This window comes from Natrinema sp. H-ect1 (assembly GCF_041821105.1).
Taxonomy (GTDB): domain Archaea; phylum Halobacteriota; class Halobacteria; order Halobacteriales; family Natrialbaceae; genus Natrinema; species Natrinema thermotolerans.
The window spans coordinates 37,008-50,393 of the sequence record NZ_JBGUBA010000014.1 but is presented as its reverse complement, the minus strand read 5'-3'; the positions used below and the strand labels follow the sequence as shown (position 1 = coordinate 50,393).

Sequence of the window (13,386 nt, the reverse complement as noted above, 5' to 3'; positions counted from 1 at the left end):
TTACGAGACGTTGGGCCCCTTGAAGTAGCCGTCCTCGGTTTCCGACGCGTTCCGGAGCGCGTCCTCGCTCGAGAGCGATTCGCGTTCCTCGTCGGGCCGCATCACGTTCGCGAGATCGGCGTCCCGATCGACTGCCGGCACCTCGTCTAGGGTCTCGAAGTACTCGAGGATGTCCGCGAACTGCCCGGTGAACCGGTCGACCTCTTCGTCGTCGAGGTCGACGCGGGCCAGCTCCGCGACGTGGCGGACCTCCTCGGGACTGACGGCGTCGTCGCTCATACGTGGTCAGACCGGCCTCCGGAGAGTAAGGGTTTCGATACCGCGGGGCCGTCGAACCGTCCGCCGACCGCTGCCCGCCGCGGACTGTCTCGATCCCAGCGTTTAACTGACATGATTCCGTTATATGGGTCACGAGAACGTTTTCCAGCCACTGGTACCCGTCTCGCTGACAATGACAGACTCACCCATCCGAACGCGAAGCGACGAGCCCCGCCAAACCGAGTCCGAGACATCGACCGAGACCGCCGACGAGCGAACCGAGTGTCCCGAGTGTGGTGGCCGACTGGTTTCCGACGACGGACGTGCCGAGACGGTCTGTACGGACTGTGGCCTCGTCGTCGAGGAAGACGAGATCGACCGCGGCCCCGAATGGCGCGCGTTCGACGCCGCCGAGAAAGACGAGAAGTCCCGCGTCGGCGCGCCGACGACCAACATGATGCACGACCAGGGGCTCTCGACCAACATCGGCTGGCAGGACAAGGACGCCTACGGCCGCTCGCTCTCGAGTCGCCAACGCGAGAAGATGCAGCGCCTGCGTACCTGGAACGAGCGCTTTCGCACCCGTAACTCCAAGGAGCGCAACCTCAAGCAGGCGCTGGGCGAGATCGACCGGATGGCCTCTGCCCTCGGTCTCCCCGAGAACGTCCGCGAAACGTCGAGCGTGATCTATCGGCGTGCCCTCGAGGAGGACCTGCTGCCGGGCCGCTCGATCGAAGGCGTCGCCACGGCGTCGCTGTACGCCGCCGCCCGACAGGCCGGCACCCCCCGCAGTCTCGACGAGATTTCGGCGGTCAGCCGCGTCGAGAAAGCCGAGATCGCCCGTACCTACCGGTACGTCGTCCGGGAACTCGGCCTCGAGGTCCAGCCGGCCGATCCCGAGAGCTACGTCCCCCGGTTCGCCAGCGATCTCGATCTCGCCGATGAGACCGAACGCCGCGCTCGCGACCTCCTGTCGACGGCCAAGGAACGCGGCGTCCACAGCGGCAAGTCCCCGGTCGGCCTCGCCGCGGCCGCCGTCTACGCCGCCGCCCTCCTGACCAACGAGAAGGTCACCCAAAACGACGTCAGCGACGTCGCCAGCATCTCCGAGGTCACCATCCGCAACCGCTACAAGGAACTGCTCGAGGCCGACGGCGGCGCACCGGCATGAGTTGCGTCGCGACCGACGATCAACCCGTGATTGTCGCGTTCCAATACTGTCTTACTCGCCGAACAATCACGAGAACGATATTTTAACAGGTCGATACTCAAGGGTGGTCGTCGTGACCGTGGCCGTATGCACTGTGACAACTGCGATTCCGACGCGGTCGCGTACACGTTGACGACCTACGTCGAACCGGACGGACGGGAGTCGGTCGACCTCCACTTCTGTTCGACCGATTGTCTCCACGTCTGGACCTGACGACGCTCCCGTGGACGCGACGCGTCGGTTTCGAGGTCTCGGCTCGGCGACGGGTGGCGTCACGCGCAAAAAAGTCGTCCGGATCCGATCCCGCTCACGGGTCCTCGTCGTAGATGTCGCGGGTGGGGTCGCCGGTGACGTCGACGACGCCGAGTGCGCCGCGGCGGGCGGCACGAGTCAGGGCGTGGTCGACGATCTTGACGGGGCCGGGGACGGGGAACTCCATTTCGGCCGCAGCGGTGGTGCCGGGTGCGACGGGAGCGGTCTCGACGTTCAGATCGGGGTCGGTCAGGAGGTCACCGTCGCGGTAGAAGCGACTCCAGACGTTGCCGATCGCGTGCCACGAACTCAGCAGGTTCGGGCCACCGTTGGCGAAGTACACCCGCGCAGTTTCGCCGGTGTTGGCCTCCATGGGGACACCGCCGTCGGGGGTGAAGCCGTAGGCCTGGCCGTTGAACACGACGTAGGTGGGCTCTTCCTTGAGCATCGCATCGAAGTCGAAGCCGTGGTGGCCTTCCTCGCCGAGGTCGCCGTCCGTGTAGATCTCGTGCTGGCCGAGGTAGAACTCGTTGTCGACCTCGGGGAGGCCGTCCTCGGGCTCGACGAGGATCGAACCGAACATGCCCGCGCTGATGTGCTGGTCCATGTTCGGGATCGCGCAGTGGTAGATGAACACGCCGGCGTAATCGGCGGTGAAGCTGATCTGGGTGGGGTCGTCGCCGGGCGCGATCGTGGTCGCGTCGGCACCGCCGCCGGGGCCGTAGACCGCGTGGAAGTCCATGTTGTGAGCGGCCACGTTCAGGTCGTCGGGGACGTCGAAGGTGAGGTTCACCCGGTCGCCGCGGCGCACTCGGAGCATCGGCCCGGGAACCTGCCCCTCGAAGGTCATGTAGTCGAAGGTGACCCCGGGCTCGATCTCGGCCGTGACCCGCTCGGTCCGGATCGTGACGTCGTGTTCGCGGGGCTCGTTCCAGTCGACCGGGTCCGGAATGTCGGTCGGGTCCCGCGCGATGCGGTCGACGTCGACGGCTTTGGCCGCTGGCAGCCCCTCGTCCTCAGCCGCCGACTGGTCGCCGTTCCCGCTGTCGGTCTGCGTGTCGCCACCGAGGCAGCCGGCGACTGCCAACGCGCCGGTCGCTCCGATCGCCTGCATCGCCCGTCGTCGGGTGAGATTGGATTGGGTCATTGTCCTATCTACACATAGTGGTGGACGTATGATCAACCATCACGATGCTTCCCGTCGGATAGTAATCCGATCGTCGGTTCCCCGGATATGAGGGTCCATTAAATACCCTCTTCCGTTTGATTTCGTCGACCGGCACGAATTCAGCCCCTTCATCGGTCCCACTCCCAGCGGGAAGCGACTCTCGAGCGTGGCCGACCCAAACGGATATGTTGGATCTCGGTCAAGTCGGTGGCATGGAGCCACACGGACGCGCTTCGGACGCGGTACTCGAGGCGACCGTTTCGTCGGTCGAACTGGACTCGAGTCGCCGAACGGTCAACGGGGTCGACCTGCACGTCGTCGCCGCCGGTGACGAGTCGGCGCCGCTGGTGGTCTTGCTCCACGGGTTCCCCGAGTTCTGGTACGGGTGGCGGCGGGTCATCGGGCCGCTCGTCGATGCCGGCTATCGGGTCGTCGTGCCCGATCAGCGCGGTTACAACCGAAGCGAGAAACCCGACGGCGTCGGTTCGTACCGTCTCACCGAACTGACGCGGGACGTGGTCGAACTGATCGGGACCGAGGATCGCGAACGCGCGGCAATCGTCGGCCACGACTGGGGCGGCATGGTCGCCTGGTCGGTTGCCGCTCACCACCCCGAGGTCGTCGACCGCCTGACGATCGTGAACGCCCCGCATCCGACCGCCTACCAACGCCAGCTCGTATCGAACCCGGCGCAACTGCGCCGGAGCTGGTACGCCCTCTGGTTCCAGGTGCCGTGGCTTCCCGAACGCGTCGCCCGCTACGACGACTACCGCGTTCTCGAGCGGGCCCTTCGTGGGACGGCCGCCCCGAGAACGGTTCGCGACGACGAGCTGGCCCGCTACCGCCGGGCCTGGGACCGAACGGGGGCGCTGACGGCGATGTTGAACTGGTATCGAGCGGCCGCCCGGTATCCGCCTCGGTCCCCGACCGAGCCGATCGAGCCGCCGACGCTCGTCGTCTGGGGCGAGGACGACGTCGCGCTCGTCCCCTCGCTGGCGGTCGACAGCGCGATGCTGTGTGCCGACGGGCGGCTCGAGTTGCTCCCGGAGACGAGCCACTGGGTGCCACACGAAGCGCCGGCGCGGCTCACCGACGAAATCCTCGCACATCTGGCTGCTTGACCGGCTCCGGTGATACCGGGGACCGATCGGATCGGCAGAACACGTTCGGGAGAGGAACCGCATCCGACGGGAGCGTCGGCCCAAACGAGTCGCTCCGTACCAGGCCACCGGCGATCACGGCCCGTCTCGTCGGTCCGTGCGGCGCTCGAGGACTAGTATGATCGAATCCCGCATACAGCCACAGTCGGTCGGTCGAATCGTCACCGAACCGTTCGTCCTGTCGGTAGCCGTCGTCGACGCGCTCGTCGTCGTGGCGTTCATCGGCGTCGGCCTGTTCATGCACGCGATGGAACCATGGACGTTCCCGGCCTACACCCTTCGAACGGCGACCCCGTTCGTGATCGGCTGGGCGATCGCTGCGCCGCTTCTCGGGGCCTATCGGGGACGAGTCCTCGAGTCGGTTCGGCGCACCCTCGCAGTCGTCGCCGTCGCGTGGATCGTCGCGACCCTGATCGGCGGTCTCATTCGCTCGTCGTCGCTGTTCCTCGGCGGCGCACCGCCCGAGTTCCTGCTGGTCAACGCCGTCCTCGGGCTCGGTTTTATTCTTCCGTGGCGGCTGGCGGTGACGGCCGGCCACCGCTGGCGGGCGGGCCGCGAGTGATCCCGCTTCGATCATCGGCCGCTAACCCGAACTCGTTCGGGACTACGGCTTCCCCGACTCGTCGACGACGTTCGACCGTGAGATGAGTTCCTGCTCGCTCTGCGGGCTGCCGATCCCCGACGAACCGGTGACCGCGGCCGACCTCGAGGGGACGTTCTGCTGTCGCGGCTGTCTCGAGGTGAGTGCGACCCTCGACGACGTTGACGGACTCGAGCGCGAGGCAGTAGTCGATCGCGCGCGGGAGTCGACCGACCGCGAGGTCCCGGCGGGGGCCGAGGAGACGTTTCTGGCGGTCGACGGGATGCACTGCTCGACCTGCGAGGGGTTCGTCTCGCTGCTGGGCGAGGACGAGCCGGGTATCCTGACCGTCGAGGCGAGCTACGCGACCGACACCGCCCGGGTCGTCTACGATCCCGAGCGGCTCGAGCGGGCCGATCTCCCCGAGCGGCTCTCGGGCTACGGCTACGAGGCGCGGTTCCGCGACGGCGACGGCGGCCGGCGAGACGAGACGGAACTGGTCCAGCGGCTGCTGGTCGGCGGCTTTCTCGCGATGTTGATCATGCCGTGGTACCTGTTCTATCTCTATCCGAGCTACGTCGGCATCGAGACGGGGATCCTCTCGGTCGACGCGACCTCACCGGTCGGAATCTACCTGCCGATGGCGATAATCGGGCTGTTGACGACCGGCGTCCTGTGCTATACCGGCTATCCCGTCCTGCGGGGCGCGTACGTCAGCCTGCGGGTCGGCCAGCCGAACATGGACCTGCTGATCGCCGTCGCCGCCGTCTCGGCCTACGCCTACAGTACGGTCGCGCTGGCGACGGGCAGTACCCACCTCTACTACGACGTGACCGTCGCCGTGATCATGATCGTCTCGCTTGGCACCTACTACGAACGCCGGATCAAGCGCCGGGCCACCGATCTGCTTGCGGACGTGACTGCCGCGCAGGTCCGGGAAGCGACCCGCCGCATACCGGAGGGGACCGAAACGGTCCCCGTCGATCGGCTCGCGGCCGGCGACGAACTGCTCGTCAAACCGGGCGAGCGGATTCCGGTCGACGGGATCGTCCGTGAGGGGACGGCGGCGGTCGACGAGTCGGTCCTCACGGGGGAGTCCCTGCCGGTCACCAAGGAGCCGGGCGACCGGGTCGTCGGCGGCGCGATCGTGACCGACAGCGCGCTCGTCCTCAAGGTCGGCGAGGACGCCGAGAGTACGCTCGACCGGATCGCGACGCTCATGTGGGAGATCCAGAGTGCGACCCCGGGCGTCCAGCGGCTGGCCGACCGGCTCGCGACGGTCTTCGTCCCCCTCGTCGTGACCGTCGCAGTCCTCGTCACGGCCTGGCGGCTCGCGACGGGGACGCCCGTCGGCGACGCCGTGTTGACGGGGCTGACGGTACTCGTCGTCTCCTGTCCCTGTGCCATGGGGCTGGCGACGCCGCTGGCGGTCGCGTCCGGACTGCGCGACGCCTTAGAGCGCGGGATCGTGGTCGCGAACGCGGCCCTGTTCGAGTCGGCGTCGGCCGCCGAGACGGTCGTCTTCGACAAGACCGGCACGCTGACCGCTGGCGAGATGTCGGTCCGTGAGGTCCACGGCGATGACTCGTCGATCGCGTTCGCCGCGGCCGTCGAACGCCGCTCCGAACATCCGGTGGCGGACGCTATCGTCGCCCACGCTGCGGCCAAGAGGGCCGAAAACGGGGGCGCGGAAACCGCCGGCCCGGTCGCGTCCGACGGCGGCACCGTCGACGCCGCGGCGGCCGGCGACTTGCCATCTCGCGATCACGACCTCGCGGTGACCGACTTCGAACGACACCCCGGCGAGGGCGTGAGTGCGACGGTCGGTCTCGAGGCGTCCGATCGGCCCGCGCCCGAGGAGCGGGCGCCCGAGCCGTCGGGCACGTCCCCTCGCCGAGTCGTGGTGGGGACGCCCGACCTCGTCGAACGGCTGGTCGGTCCGATCCCGGCGCCACTCGAGACGGCGATCGACGAGGCGCGAGCCGACGGCGACCTTCCCACGGTCGTCGGCTACGACGGGCGGGCGCGGGCCGTCGCGGTCGTTGGGGACCGCCGACGGGCGGAGTGGCGCGAGGTCCTCGAGTCGGTCGCCGACCGCGAGGTGATCGTCCTGACGGGCGACGACGAAGCCGCGACGGCGACGTTCCGTGACCATCCGGCGGTCGATCGGGTCTTCGCGGGCGTCCCGCCGGACGGCAAAGTCGAGACCGTCCGGCGGCTCGCCGACGAGGGGACCACCGCGATGGTCGGCGACGGAACCAACGACGCGCCCGCACTGGCGGCCGCGGACGTCGGGATCGCCCTCGACAGCGGGACCGCTCGCGCGACCGACGCCGCCGACGCCGTCGTGACCGGGAGCGATCTCCGCGCCGTCCCCGCCGTGTTCGATCTCGCAGCGGGCACGCGACGGCGCATCCGCGAGAACGTCTGCTGGGCACTGCTGTACAACGCGGTCGCGATCCCACTGGCAGCAGCGGGGTTGCTCAACCCGTTGTTCGCCGCCGTCGCGATGGCGACCAGCAGCGCAATCGTCGTCGTCAACTCCTCGCGGCCGGTGCTGTCGGACGATCGGTAACCCGGGGCCCGCGACGCCTCGAGGGCCAACGCCGGGGTCTCACCGCCTCGATACCCGTTCCGGATAACTGAAACGGCCGTTTTAGCTCGAGCCGGGTTTATGCAGTCGGATCTCCAACACGTTCGTATATGAACCGACGAGCGATGCTGTCGACGGCCGGCGCGGTAACGGGAGCGGTCGCCGGCTGTCTCGACGACGGTGCCGACGAGGGTCGAACCGGGAGCGAAACGGATCGATCGGACGACGATGATGCGGACCGGCCCGTTGACGACGGTTCGGATCGATCCGAAAGAGGGGGTGAGAAGGCGACCGTCCGGAGTCAATTCGAAGACGGGCTAGTTCGTCCCGAGTGCAAGCGGGAGTCGGAACGGATCACGGTCGACGAAGGCGGCGATACTCGCGAGTACGAGACGGCGGCGACGCTTCCGTATCCGGAGCCACCGACCGAGTTCGGGACGGACGCGGTCGTCGACTTCGTCCGCGAGTTCGAGAACGCGTACGTGACCCACGAGGAACTCTGTGACCGCTCGGGGTCCGGCCGCGTCCTCAACGTCTACTACGGCGTCCAAGACAGCGAACTGTGGGCCAAGAACCCGCACATCGTATTCCTCTATCGAGTCGGTGCCGTCGGGTCAGTACTCCACGAGGACGGTGCAGTTTCGGTCGCCGACGCTGCGCCCAGCGGCGTCGTCTACGCAGTCGACGAAACCGGCGCAGCCAGGGTCGAATACGACGACGCGACGACGGTGGAGCCGAACGAGCGGGAAGCCAACGCCCCGGACCCGCTCGCGGCGGGTGATCTCGTCACGGCCTTCGATTGAGCCGTTCCGGCGATCGGTGACGAGTTAGGCTTCGGACACCGACGCCATGGACCGCCGGTACCGCCGCAGCGTCTCACCGTCCTCGTCGCGGAGTTCGACGATGAACTCCTTCTGACCGACCGTCTCCTCGAGGTCGGCCTCCCGGAACGTGACGTTGTACGGCGGTTGCTCGGTCCGTGTCACCTCGCTTCCACCGCTGGTCACCACGACGCTGTCGATCCCCTCGGAGTCGGAGAGTTCGCAGGTGATCTCCCCGTCCGCCTGCGTACAGGTGAGATCGGGGTTTACGTCCGCGCTCGAGCCGGCGTCGGAGGCTGGCTGGAAGTCGAGTATCATCGGCGAGATCGGGGCCGTCCCCAGAATCAGGACGATCGCGAGGAAGATCGAGAGGTTGATCTTGGACCCGTTACGGGCGATCGTCCGGACGATGGGCCTGTTTGCGGTCCGCCGGAGCCGGATCACCAGCGGGACGACTACGGCGTGTGTCAATGGCCCCCATACGATGAGGGCGAAGCCGTAGGCTCGCACGTACTCGAGGATCGTCCACTCGACCCCGTAGGAAAACAGGAGGTTCGACGCCGTCCAGCAGAAGAAGCCGAAAAAGAGCAGGCCGACGCTCTTGAACAGCCGCCAGATCGGCGTGTTCGCGTAGTACACGCTCAAGATGTCACGCCAGGCCTGTTGGACGACGTGCCTGACGTACTCGAGCGGCGATGCGGTCGCGTCGGTGTCGGATGCTGTCATTCGTTCGTCGGTGATCGGTGGGTCGAGCGTCGGTTCGCCCGCGAGGGGCGGTCGGTTCGTCAGGGGTCGGGGCCGATCGGTTAGGCCCCGATCGACCAGAGTTGCGTGAGCAGATACCAGTTCAGCAGGTAGGTGATCACGAACGCCGCGAGAAAGACCAGACAGAGGACGAACGTGCCGCGCATCTCGTAGGCGTGGACGGGGTCATCGGGATCCTGTGCCATCCCGAGGCCGCCGTCGGCGACGAGGTCGGCGTTGTCGCCGTTCTCGACGCGGTCGCCAAAGACCAGCGAGCCGACCGCCACGAGGACGAACAACACGCCGCCGGCGATCGCGAGCAGGGCGAAGATCCCGAAGACCGCAAACAGCGGTGCGGCGGCCGAGAGGCTGAACTCGGTGCCGGGGATGTTCTCGACGACCTCGGCGGTTCGGCGCGGGATCCCGTAGAGGATACCCACGTACATCATCATCAGGACGGCCACGCCCATCGCGGCCGAGTAGAAATACGGCTGGATCGAGGCCAGCCGCTCGGAGATATACTGGCGCATGAACATCGTCCGGATCACGAAGAAGACCAGGCCCATGAACGCGACCGTGGTCCCGAGGACGACGGTGCCGTGGAAGTGCCCGACCGTCGCGAACGTGTTGTGCCAGGTCATGTTGAGTTGGAGTTGGCCCATCATGACACCCGTAATCCCCCCGAGGAAGCCAAAGAGGATGATCGAGAAGATCGTCGAGGAGAACACGGGATTCGACCACGGCGCGGACGTCAGCCAGCCGAACAGGCCGCCGCCTTTCCCGCGTTTACGCCGGCCTGCCTCGAGCCCGGCAGGGATGGTGAACGCGTGGATCAGGCTCGCGAACGTCGCCCCGTAGAACGCGTAGGACGTGTTCCAGATCCGCCAGCCGGTCGAGACGGCGGGGTCGGACAGCAGGTGGTGTGCCGCCCCGAGGTTGATGAAGAACAGGTACAGGATGAAGGCCGTCCGCGAGATCTTCTCGCTGGCGACCTCCGCGCCCGCGACGACGTGTGTTACGAAGTACCAGACCGCGATCATCGCCACGAGGTTGATCTGCTGGGTGCCGTGGCCGATGATCCAGTACATCTGGCGGTACCAGGCCGCGTCCCACCACTCGATGATCTCGAGACGCCACAGCAGGGCGGGACCGAACGCGAGCAGGCCGCCGACCAGCGCCTCGACGGCGATGATCGACGTGACGAAGGCGGCGAAACTGACCAGCGGCAGCGTCTTGCCGGGGTTTTCGCGTTTCTCGAACCACATCGTTGCGAAGAACGGCAGCGCTGCGACGACCGTGCCCAAAATGAAGACGATCGCACCCGCGTAGAACAGCGGCGAGATCGGCATCGGCACGTAAGCCGTCAACAGCGGTGCCTCGTTGGGTGCTTCCGTGGTCCAGATGGCGTAGTTGACCAGGACCGCCCCGGCGGCCATGACGAGCCAGCCGGCCTTCGCGATCTTCGTGAACGGCAGCCGTCTGCCAAGCACCATCGGCCCGCCGACATAGAGGATGGCGATTTCCATGAACACCATCCAGAAGATCAGCAGGTTCCAGGCGTGCAGGCTCAGGTGGGTATAGAAGGCCCCGGGCTCGAGCAGCCCGATCACTTCCCAGCGGGTCATCGCGACGGTGAAGGCGAAGATCCCACCGTACAACAGGGCGACGACCGCCGTGAGCCCGAACAGTTTGATATGGTTCTCGGCGGAGCGGTGGACCTCGAGGCCCGTCACGGAGCAGGTCCGGTAGCCGTCCTCACGGTACTCGTTGTCGAACAGCCCGAGAACGTCTAGTTTGTGTGCCATCGTTATCCCTCCTCCACGACGATGGTGCCGTGCATGCTCCGGTGGCCCTGCCCGCAGAACTCGTTACAGATGATGTGGTAGGTACCGGGTTCGTCGAAGGTCATCGGCACGACCCACTCGTAGCCGGGCAGCACCTGCAGGTTGATCTGTTTGCTCAGTGCGTCCTCGGGACGAAGCGAGAAGCCGTGTTGGACGTCCATCGAGTTGAGGTGGAAGTCGTACTCCGTTCCCGTCTCGAGGACGACCGGTGCGCCGTCCCACTGGAACCGCATCGCCTGGATATAGACGTCCTGTTCCGGCGGAACGAGGCCGTCGTCGGTCTCCTCGGCGCGCTCTTTGTAGTCAGTCAGCTTCTCGCGGAACTCCTCGTCCTCGACGCGGAACGTCTCGCCGATGGGGTTCTGGTCGCCGACCCGGGTCCAGGCGCTCATCCAGCCGAAGAGGATCAGCGACCAGCCGACGCCGAGCCCGAGCCAGATCGATTCGCGCCTGTTGACGGGTTGGTCCCACCAGTTTCCGTCCGGGGGTTTGATCGGTGACGTCATCGAATCACCCCATGGGAACCGAGAAGACGTCTATCCAGCCCCACGCAACGTACGACAGCACGAAAAACAGGAGCGCTGCCGCTGCGAGTAGCCAGATGCGGTCGTACAATCGTTGCATCGTCGGTTCTGATTCGGTTCGTTGTGATGGTGCCATAGCTCCGTTCGACCCGATCTCCTTGTGGAACTTGCATATCGATTCCCCCGCACATATTCCCATCAGAGCCGCTGAAGAGCCGAATAAACTGATGGCAGGTGCTAATGGTGACAGGTCGGAGAAAGGATCGCGGCCGAGGTGGCGTCAGACTGCGGCGACGTACAGCTGGCCGAGGCCGGCCACGACCAGCACGACCCCTGCCAGTCGGACCACGCGGTCGACGTAGCCGGCGATGCGGCCGGCACCCAGTGCGTAGCCGAAGGCCGTCGCGACCGTGATCGCGACCGTCAGTGATCCGAACCCGACAGCGTACGTCCCGAGTACCAGTGCCGTCTCGAGCGGCGGCATCGTCAGCGACCGAAACGCGAGCCCGAGGAACAGCGGGAGGACACAGGCGACCGCCGCCAGCGCGTACATCGCGCCGAAGAGGCCGAACCCGAGAACGGTCGACCGGCGCTCGGGCAGGAGGACGTGGACGGCACCACTGCCGCCGTACGCCACCCAGATCCCGAGTACGATCAATCCGACGCCGACGCCGTACTCGAGTAGCGGTAACGTCTGGCCGACCGTCTCGCCCGCGACGACCGCGGCGACCGAGAGCGCGCCAAGGACCCCCACCGCGCCGGCGGCGGCAGCGAGCCCGCGGGCGAGCGTCCCCGACAGCGGCGGCGCGGTCTCGTCACCGGTCGCGGCGACGTAGTAGCCGACATACCCGGGCAAGAGCGCGTACGCACACGGTGAAAAGAACGTGGCCATGCCGGCACCGAGGGCGAACACCACGGTGCCGAGGAGTTCGCCACTCGCCATGTCACCCACCCCCGGCAGCGTCGATCGCCGATCGGATCTCGTCGGCCGATTTGCGCCCACGACCGGACCACGTGACCGTGTTCGATTCGTCCAGCACGAACGCGTACGGAACGCCCGAGGCGTCGAGGGCCTCCGTCAGTTCGAGATCGGTATCGAGTGCGACGGGCCAATCGCCGTCGTGATCGCGCCACCAGGTCGCGATGTCGTCTCGAGTGACGGTGTTCCCGACGGGTTCGCTCGTCGCGGAGACGAACTGGGCCTCGTCGTCGACCGTCCCGTGGACCGCCGCGAGCGGCTCCATCTGGCTCTCACAGACGCCACACCAGGTGGCGAACAGTTCGACGAACGTCACGCGGCCGCGTTCGGGAACGCTGGCGGTGCCCGCGGTACTTCCGGGCGCGTCGATCGTCTCGAGTTCGATCGGCTCGATGGCGTCGCCGCTCTCGAGGGGGTTCCATCCGCCGACCGCGAGCGCGCCGCCGCCGAGGGCGGCGAGTCCGGTGACTCCCACGAGGACCTCGCGACGGCGCATCGGTCACCACCCCTCCACGACGGTCCGTGCGTCCTCGACGATATCGTTGCCGTCGGGCGAGCCGCCCGTGTAGGCCCGCTCGACGACGCCGTCCTTGTTCACGAGCAGGATCAGGGACGTATGGACGAACTGTCGGTCGTGATTCATGTCATCGTGATCCGTCTCGTCGTCCCCGCCGTCGGACGACTCGTCGCCCTGCTCGAACGCGACGCCGAACGTGTCCTGAACGACGGCCTTCGCGTCGTCGGGCGTGTCCGGCCGGAGGAAATACCAGTTCCCAGCGTCGAAGTCGACGCCGTAGTCCTTGCCGTAGGCCTCAAGGACGTCCGCCGTGTCGTATTCCGGATCGAACGTCGTCGGGAGGAACGCGATCTCGTCCGCGTAGTCGCGATCGGTCGCATCGGCCTGCACTCGCCGCAGGGCGGCGGTCAGTCCCGTACAGACAGTCGTACAGCTGGTGTATATGAACGTCAGCATCAGGTGACGGTCGCCGGTGAACGCCGTGGTCGTGATCGAGCGCTCGTGGAGCGGTGCCGGGACCGTGGCTTCGGGAATCTCCTCCCCGTAAATCGGGTGCGGAAGCCCCGCTTTCTTGATCCGCTCGTGGTTTTCGGGCGCTGACAGGACGGGCCTGTCGCCGTCGCTGTCGGCGCCGTTCCGGGACAAACACCCCGCGACGGACGCGCCGAGGGCCGTCGCGCCCACTGTCTGCAGTACCGTTCGTCGATCGAGAGTCGGATCTGGGCGGTTCATGATA

15 protein-coding genes are annotated in these 13,386 nt (G+C 66.8%); 6 read left to right on the top strand and 9 right to left on the bottom strand.

Features of this window, described 5'->3' with window-relative positions; translation table 11 throughout:
• Positions 1–279 (bottom strand): Asp-tRNA(Asn)/Glu-tRNA(Gln) amidotransferase subunit GatC, encoded by a 279-nt coding sequence (gene gatC / locus ACERIM_RS17945; protein WP_006180831.1) that lies wholly within the window; start codon positions 277–279, stop codon positions 1–3.
• Positions 280–451: 172 nt separating this feature from the next.
• Here gatC and ACERIM_RS17940 point away from each other — a divergent pair, with 172 nt between their 5' ends.
• Positions 452–1,429 (top strand): transcription initiation factor IIB family protein, encoded by a 978-nt coding sequence (locus ACERIM_RS17940; RefSeq protein WP_373633667.1) that lies wholly within the window; start codon positions 452–454, stop codon positions 1,427–1,429.
• 126 nt (positions 1,430–1,555) lie between these two features.
• The gene (locus tag ACERIM_RS17935; protein WP_006180829.1) at positions 1,556–1,681 is read left to right on the top strand and encodes a hypothetical protein; all 126 of its coding nucleotides are present in this window, start codon (positions 1,556–1,558) and stop codon (positions 1,679–1,681) included.
• Positions 1,682–1,775: 94 nt separating this feature from the next.
• Here ACERIM_RS17935 and nirK read toward each other — a convergent pair whose 3' ends face one another.
• Entirely contained in the window at positions 1,776–2,834 is a 1,059-nt protein-coding gene (nirK, locus tag ACERIM_RS17930) for a copper-containing nitrite reductase (RefSeq protein ID WP_373633678.1), read from the bottom strand.
• 266 nt (positions 2,835–3,100) lie between these two features.
• Here nirK and ACERIM_RS17925 point away from each other — a divergent pair, with 266 nt between their 5' ends.
• From ACERIM_RS17925 to ACERIM_RS17910, 4 genes are all read left to right on the top strand, one after another.
• Positions 3,101–4,009: an alpha/beta fold hydrolase gene (locus ACERIM_RS17925; RefSeq protein ID WP_373633666.1), complete on the top strand. Its 909-nt coding sequence runs from the start codon at positions 3,101–3,103 to the stop codon at positions 4,007–4,009.
• Positions 4,010–4,166: 157 nt separating this feature from the next.
• A complete protein-coding gene (locus ACERIM_RS17920) occupies positions 4,167–4,610 on the top strand; it encodes a DUF3054 domain-containing protein (protein WP_373633665.1) in 444 nt (147 codons plus the stop codon).
• An 82-nt stretch (positions 4,611–4,692) separates the two neighbouring features.
• On the top strand, positions 4,693–7,203 hold the full coding sequence (locus ACERIM_RS17915; RefSeq protein WP_373633664.1) for a heavy metal translocating P-type ATPase: 2,511 nt from the start codon (positions 4,693–4,695) through the stop codon (positions 7,201–7,203).
• A 128-nt stretch (positions 7,204–7,331) separates the two neighbouring features.
• Positions 7,332–8,024 (top strand): hypothetical protein, encoded by a 693-nt coding sequence (locus ACERIM_RS17910; RefSeq protein WP_373633663.1) that lies wholly within the window; start codon positions 7,332–7,334, stop codon positions 8,022–8,024.
• 24 nt (positions 8,025–8,048) lie between these two features.
• Here the strand turns inward: ACERIM_RS17910 and ACERIM_RS17905 are convergent, their stop codons facing one another.
• From ACERIM_RS17905 to ACERIM_RS17875, 7 genes are all read right to left on the bottom strand, one after another.
• The gene (locus tag ACERIM_RS17905; protein ID WP_373633662.1) at positions 8,049–8,768 is read right to left on the bottom strand and encodes a hypothetical protein; all 720 of its coding nucleotides are present in this window, start codon (positions 8,766–8,768) and stop codon (positions 8,049–8,051) included.
• Positions 8,769–8,848: 80 nt separating this feature from the next.
• The gene (locus ACERIM_RS17900) at positions 8,849–10,591 is read right to left on the bottom strand and encodes a cbb3-type cytochrome c oxidase subunit I (RefSeq protein ID WP_373633661.1); all 1,743 of its coding nucleotides are present in this window, start codon (positions 10,589–10,591) and stop codon (positions 8,849–8,851) included.
• Between the two features lie 2 nt (positions 10,592–10,593).
• On the bottom strand, positions 10,594–11,136 hold the full coding sequence (locus ACERIM_RS17895) for a cytochrome C oxidase subunit II (RefSeq protein ID WP_373633660.1): 543 nt from the start codon (positions 11,134–11,136) through the stop codon (positions 10,594–10,596).
• A gap of 4 nt (positions 11,137–11,140) precedes the next feature.
• The gene (locus ACERIM_RS17890; protein ID WP_373633659.1) at positions 11,141–11,290 is read right to left on the bottom strand and encodes a hypothetical protein; all 150 of its coding nucleotides are present in this window, start codon (positions 11,288–11,290) and stop codon (positions 11,141–11,143) included.
• Between the two features lie 144 nt (positions 11,291–11,434).
• Positions 11,435–12,097: a cytochrome c biogenesis protein CcdA gene (locus ACERIM_RS17885; RefSeq protein WP_006648758.1), complete on the bottom strand. Its 663-nt coding sequence runs from the start codon at positions 12,095–12,097 to the stop codon at positions 11,435–11,437.
• A 1-nt stretch (position 12,098) separates the two neighbouring features.
• Positions 12,099–12,629 carry a TlpA family protein disulfide reductase gene (locus ACERIM_RS17880; RefSeq protein WP_373633658.1) on the bottom strand — a complete coding sequence of 177 codons (531 nt, stop codon included), beginning with the start codon at positions 12,627–12,629 and terminating at the stop codon, positions 12,099–12,101.
• 3 nt (positions 12,630–12,632) lie between these two features.
• Positions 12,633–13,382, bottom strand: a complete 750-nt coding sequence (locus ACERIM_RS17875; RefSeq protein WP_373633657.1) for an SCO family protein — start codon at positions 13,380–13,382, stop codon at positions 12,633–12,635.
• Between the last annotated feature and the right edge of the window lie 4 nt (positions 13,383–13,386).

Coding starts and splice junctions, on each gene's coding strand:
- ACERIM_RS17885 (WP_006648758.1), bottom strand. CDS start 12,097: ATGGCGAGTGGCGAACTCCTCGGCACCGTGGTGTTCGCCCTCGGTGCC.
- ACERIM_RS17925 (WP_373633666.1), top strand. CDS start 3,101: ATGGAGCCACACGGACGCGCTTCGGACGCGGTACTCGAGGCGACCGTT.
- ACERIM_RS17890 (WP_373633659.1), bottom strand. CDS start 11,290: ATGGCACCATCACAACGAACCGAATCAGAACCGACGATGCAACGATTG.
- ACERIM_RS17910 (WP_373633663.1), top strand. CDS start 7,332: ATGAACCGACGAGCGATGCTGTCGACGGCCGGCGCGGTAACGGGAGCG.
- ACERIM_RS17920 (WP_373633665.1), top strand. CDS start 4,167: ATGATCGAATCCCGCATACAGCCACAGTCGGTCGGTCGAATCGTCACC.
- ACERIM_RS17905 (WP_373633662.1), bottom strand. CDS start 8,768: ATGACAGCATCCGACACCGACGCGACCGCATCGCCGCTCGAGTACGTC.
- ACERIM_RS17915 (WP_373633664.1), top strand. CDS start 4,693: ATGAGTTCCTGCTCGCTCTGCGGGCTGCCGATCCCCGACGAACCGGTG.
- ACERIM_RS17900 (WP_373633661.1), bottom strand. CDS start 10,591: ATGGCACACAAACTAGACGTTCTCGGGCTGTTCGACAACGAGTACCGT.
- nirK (WP_373633678.1), bottom strand. CDS start 2,834: ATGCAGGCGATCGGAGCGACCGGCGCGTTGGCAGTCGCCGGCTGCCTC.
- ACERIM_RS17935 (WP_006180829.1), top strand. CDS start 1,556: ATGCACTGTGACAACTGCGATTCCGACGCGGTCGCGTACACGTTGACG.
- gatC (WP_006180831.1), bottom strand. CDS start 279: ATGAGCGACGACGCCGTCAGTCCCGAGGAGGTCCGCCACGTCGCGGAG.
- ACERIM_RS17880 (WP_373633658.1), bottom strand. CDS start 12,629: ATGCGCCGTCGCGAGGTCCTCGTGGGAGTCACCGGACTCGCCGCCCTC.
- ACERIM_RS17940 (WP_373633667.1), top strand. CDS start 452: ATGACAGACTCACCCATCCGAACGCGAAGCGACGAGCCCCGCCAAACC.
- ACERIM_RS17895 (WP_373633660.1), bottom strand. CDS start 11,136: ATGACGTCACCGATCAAACCCCCGGACGGAAACTGGTGGGACCAACCC.
- ACERIM_RS17875 (WP_373633657.1), bottom strand. CDS start 13,382: ATGAACCGCCCAGATCCGACTCTCGATCGACGAACGGTACTGCAGACA.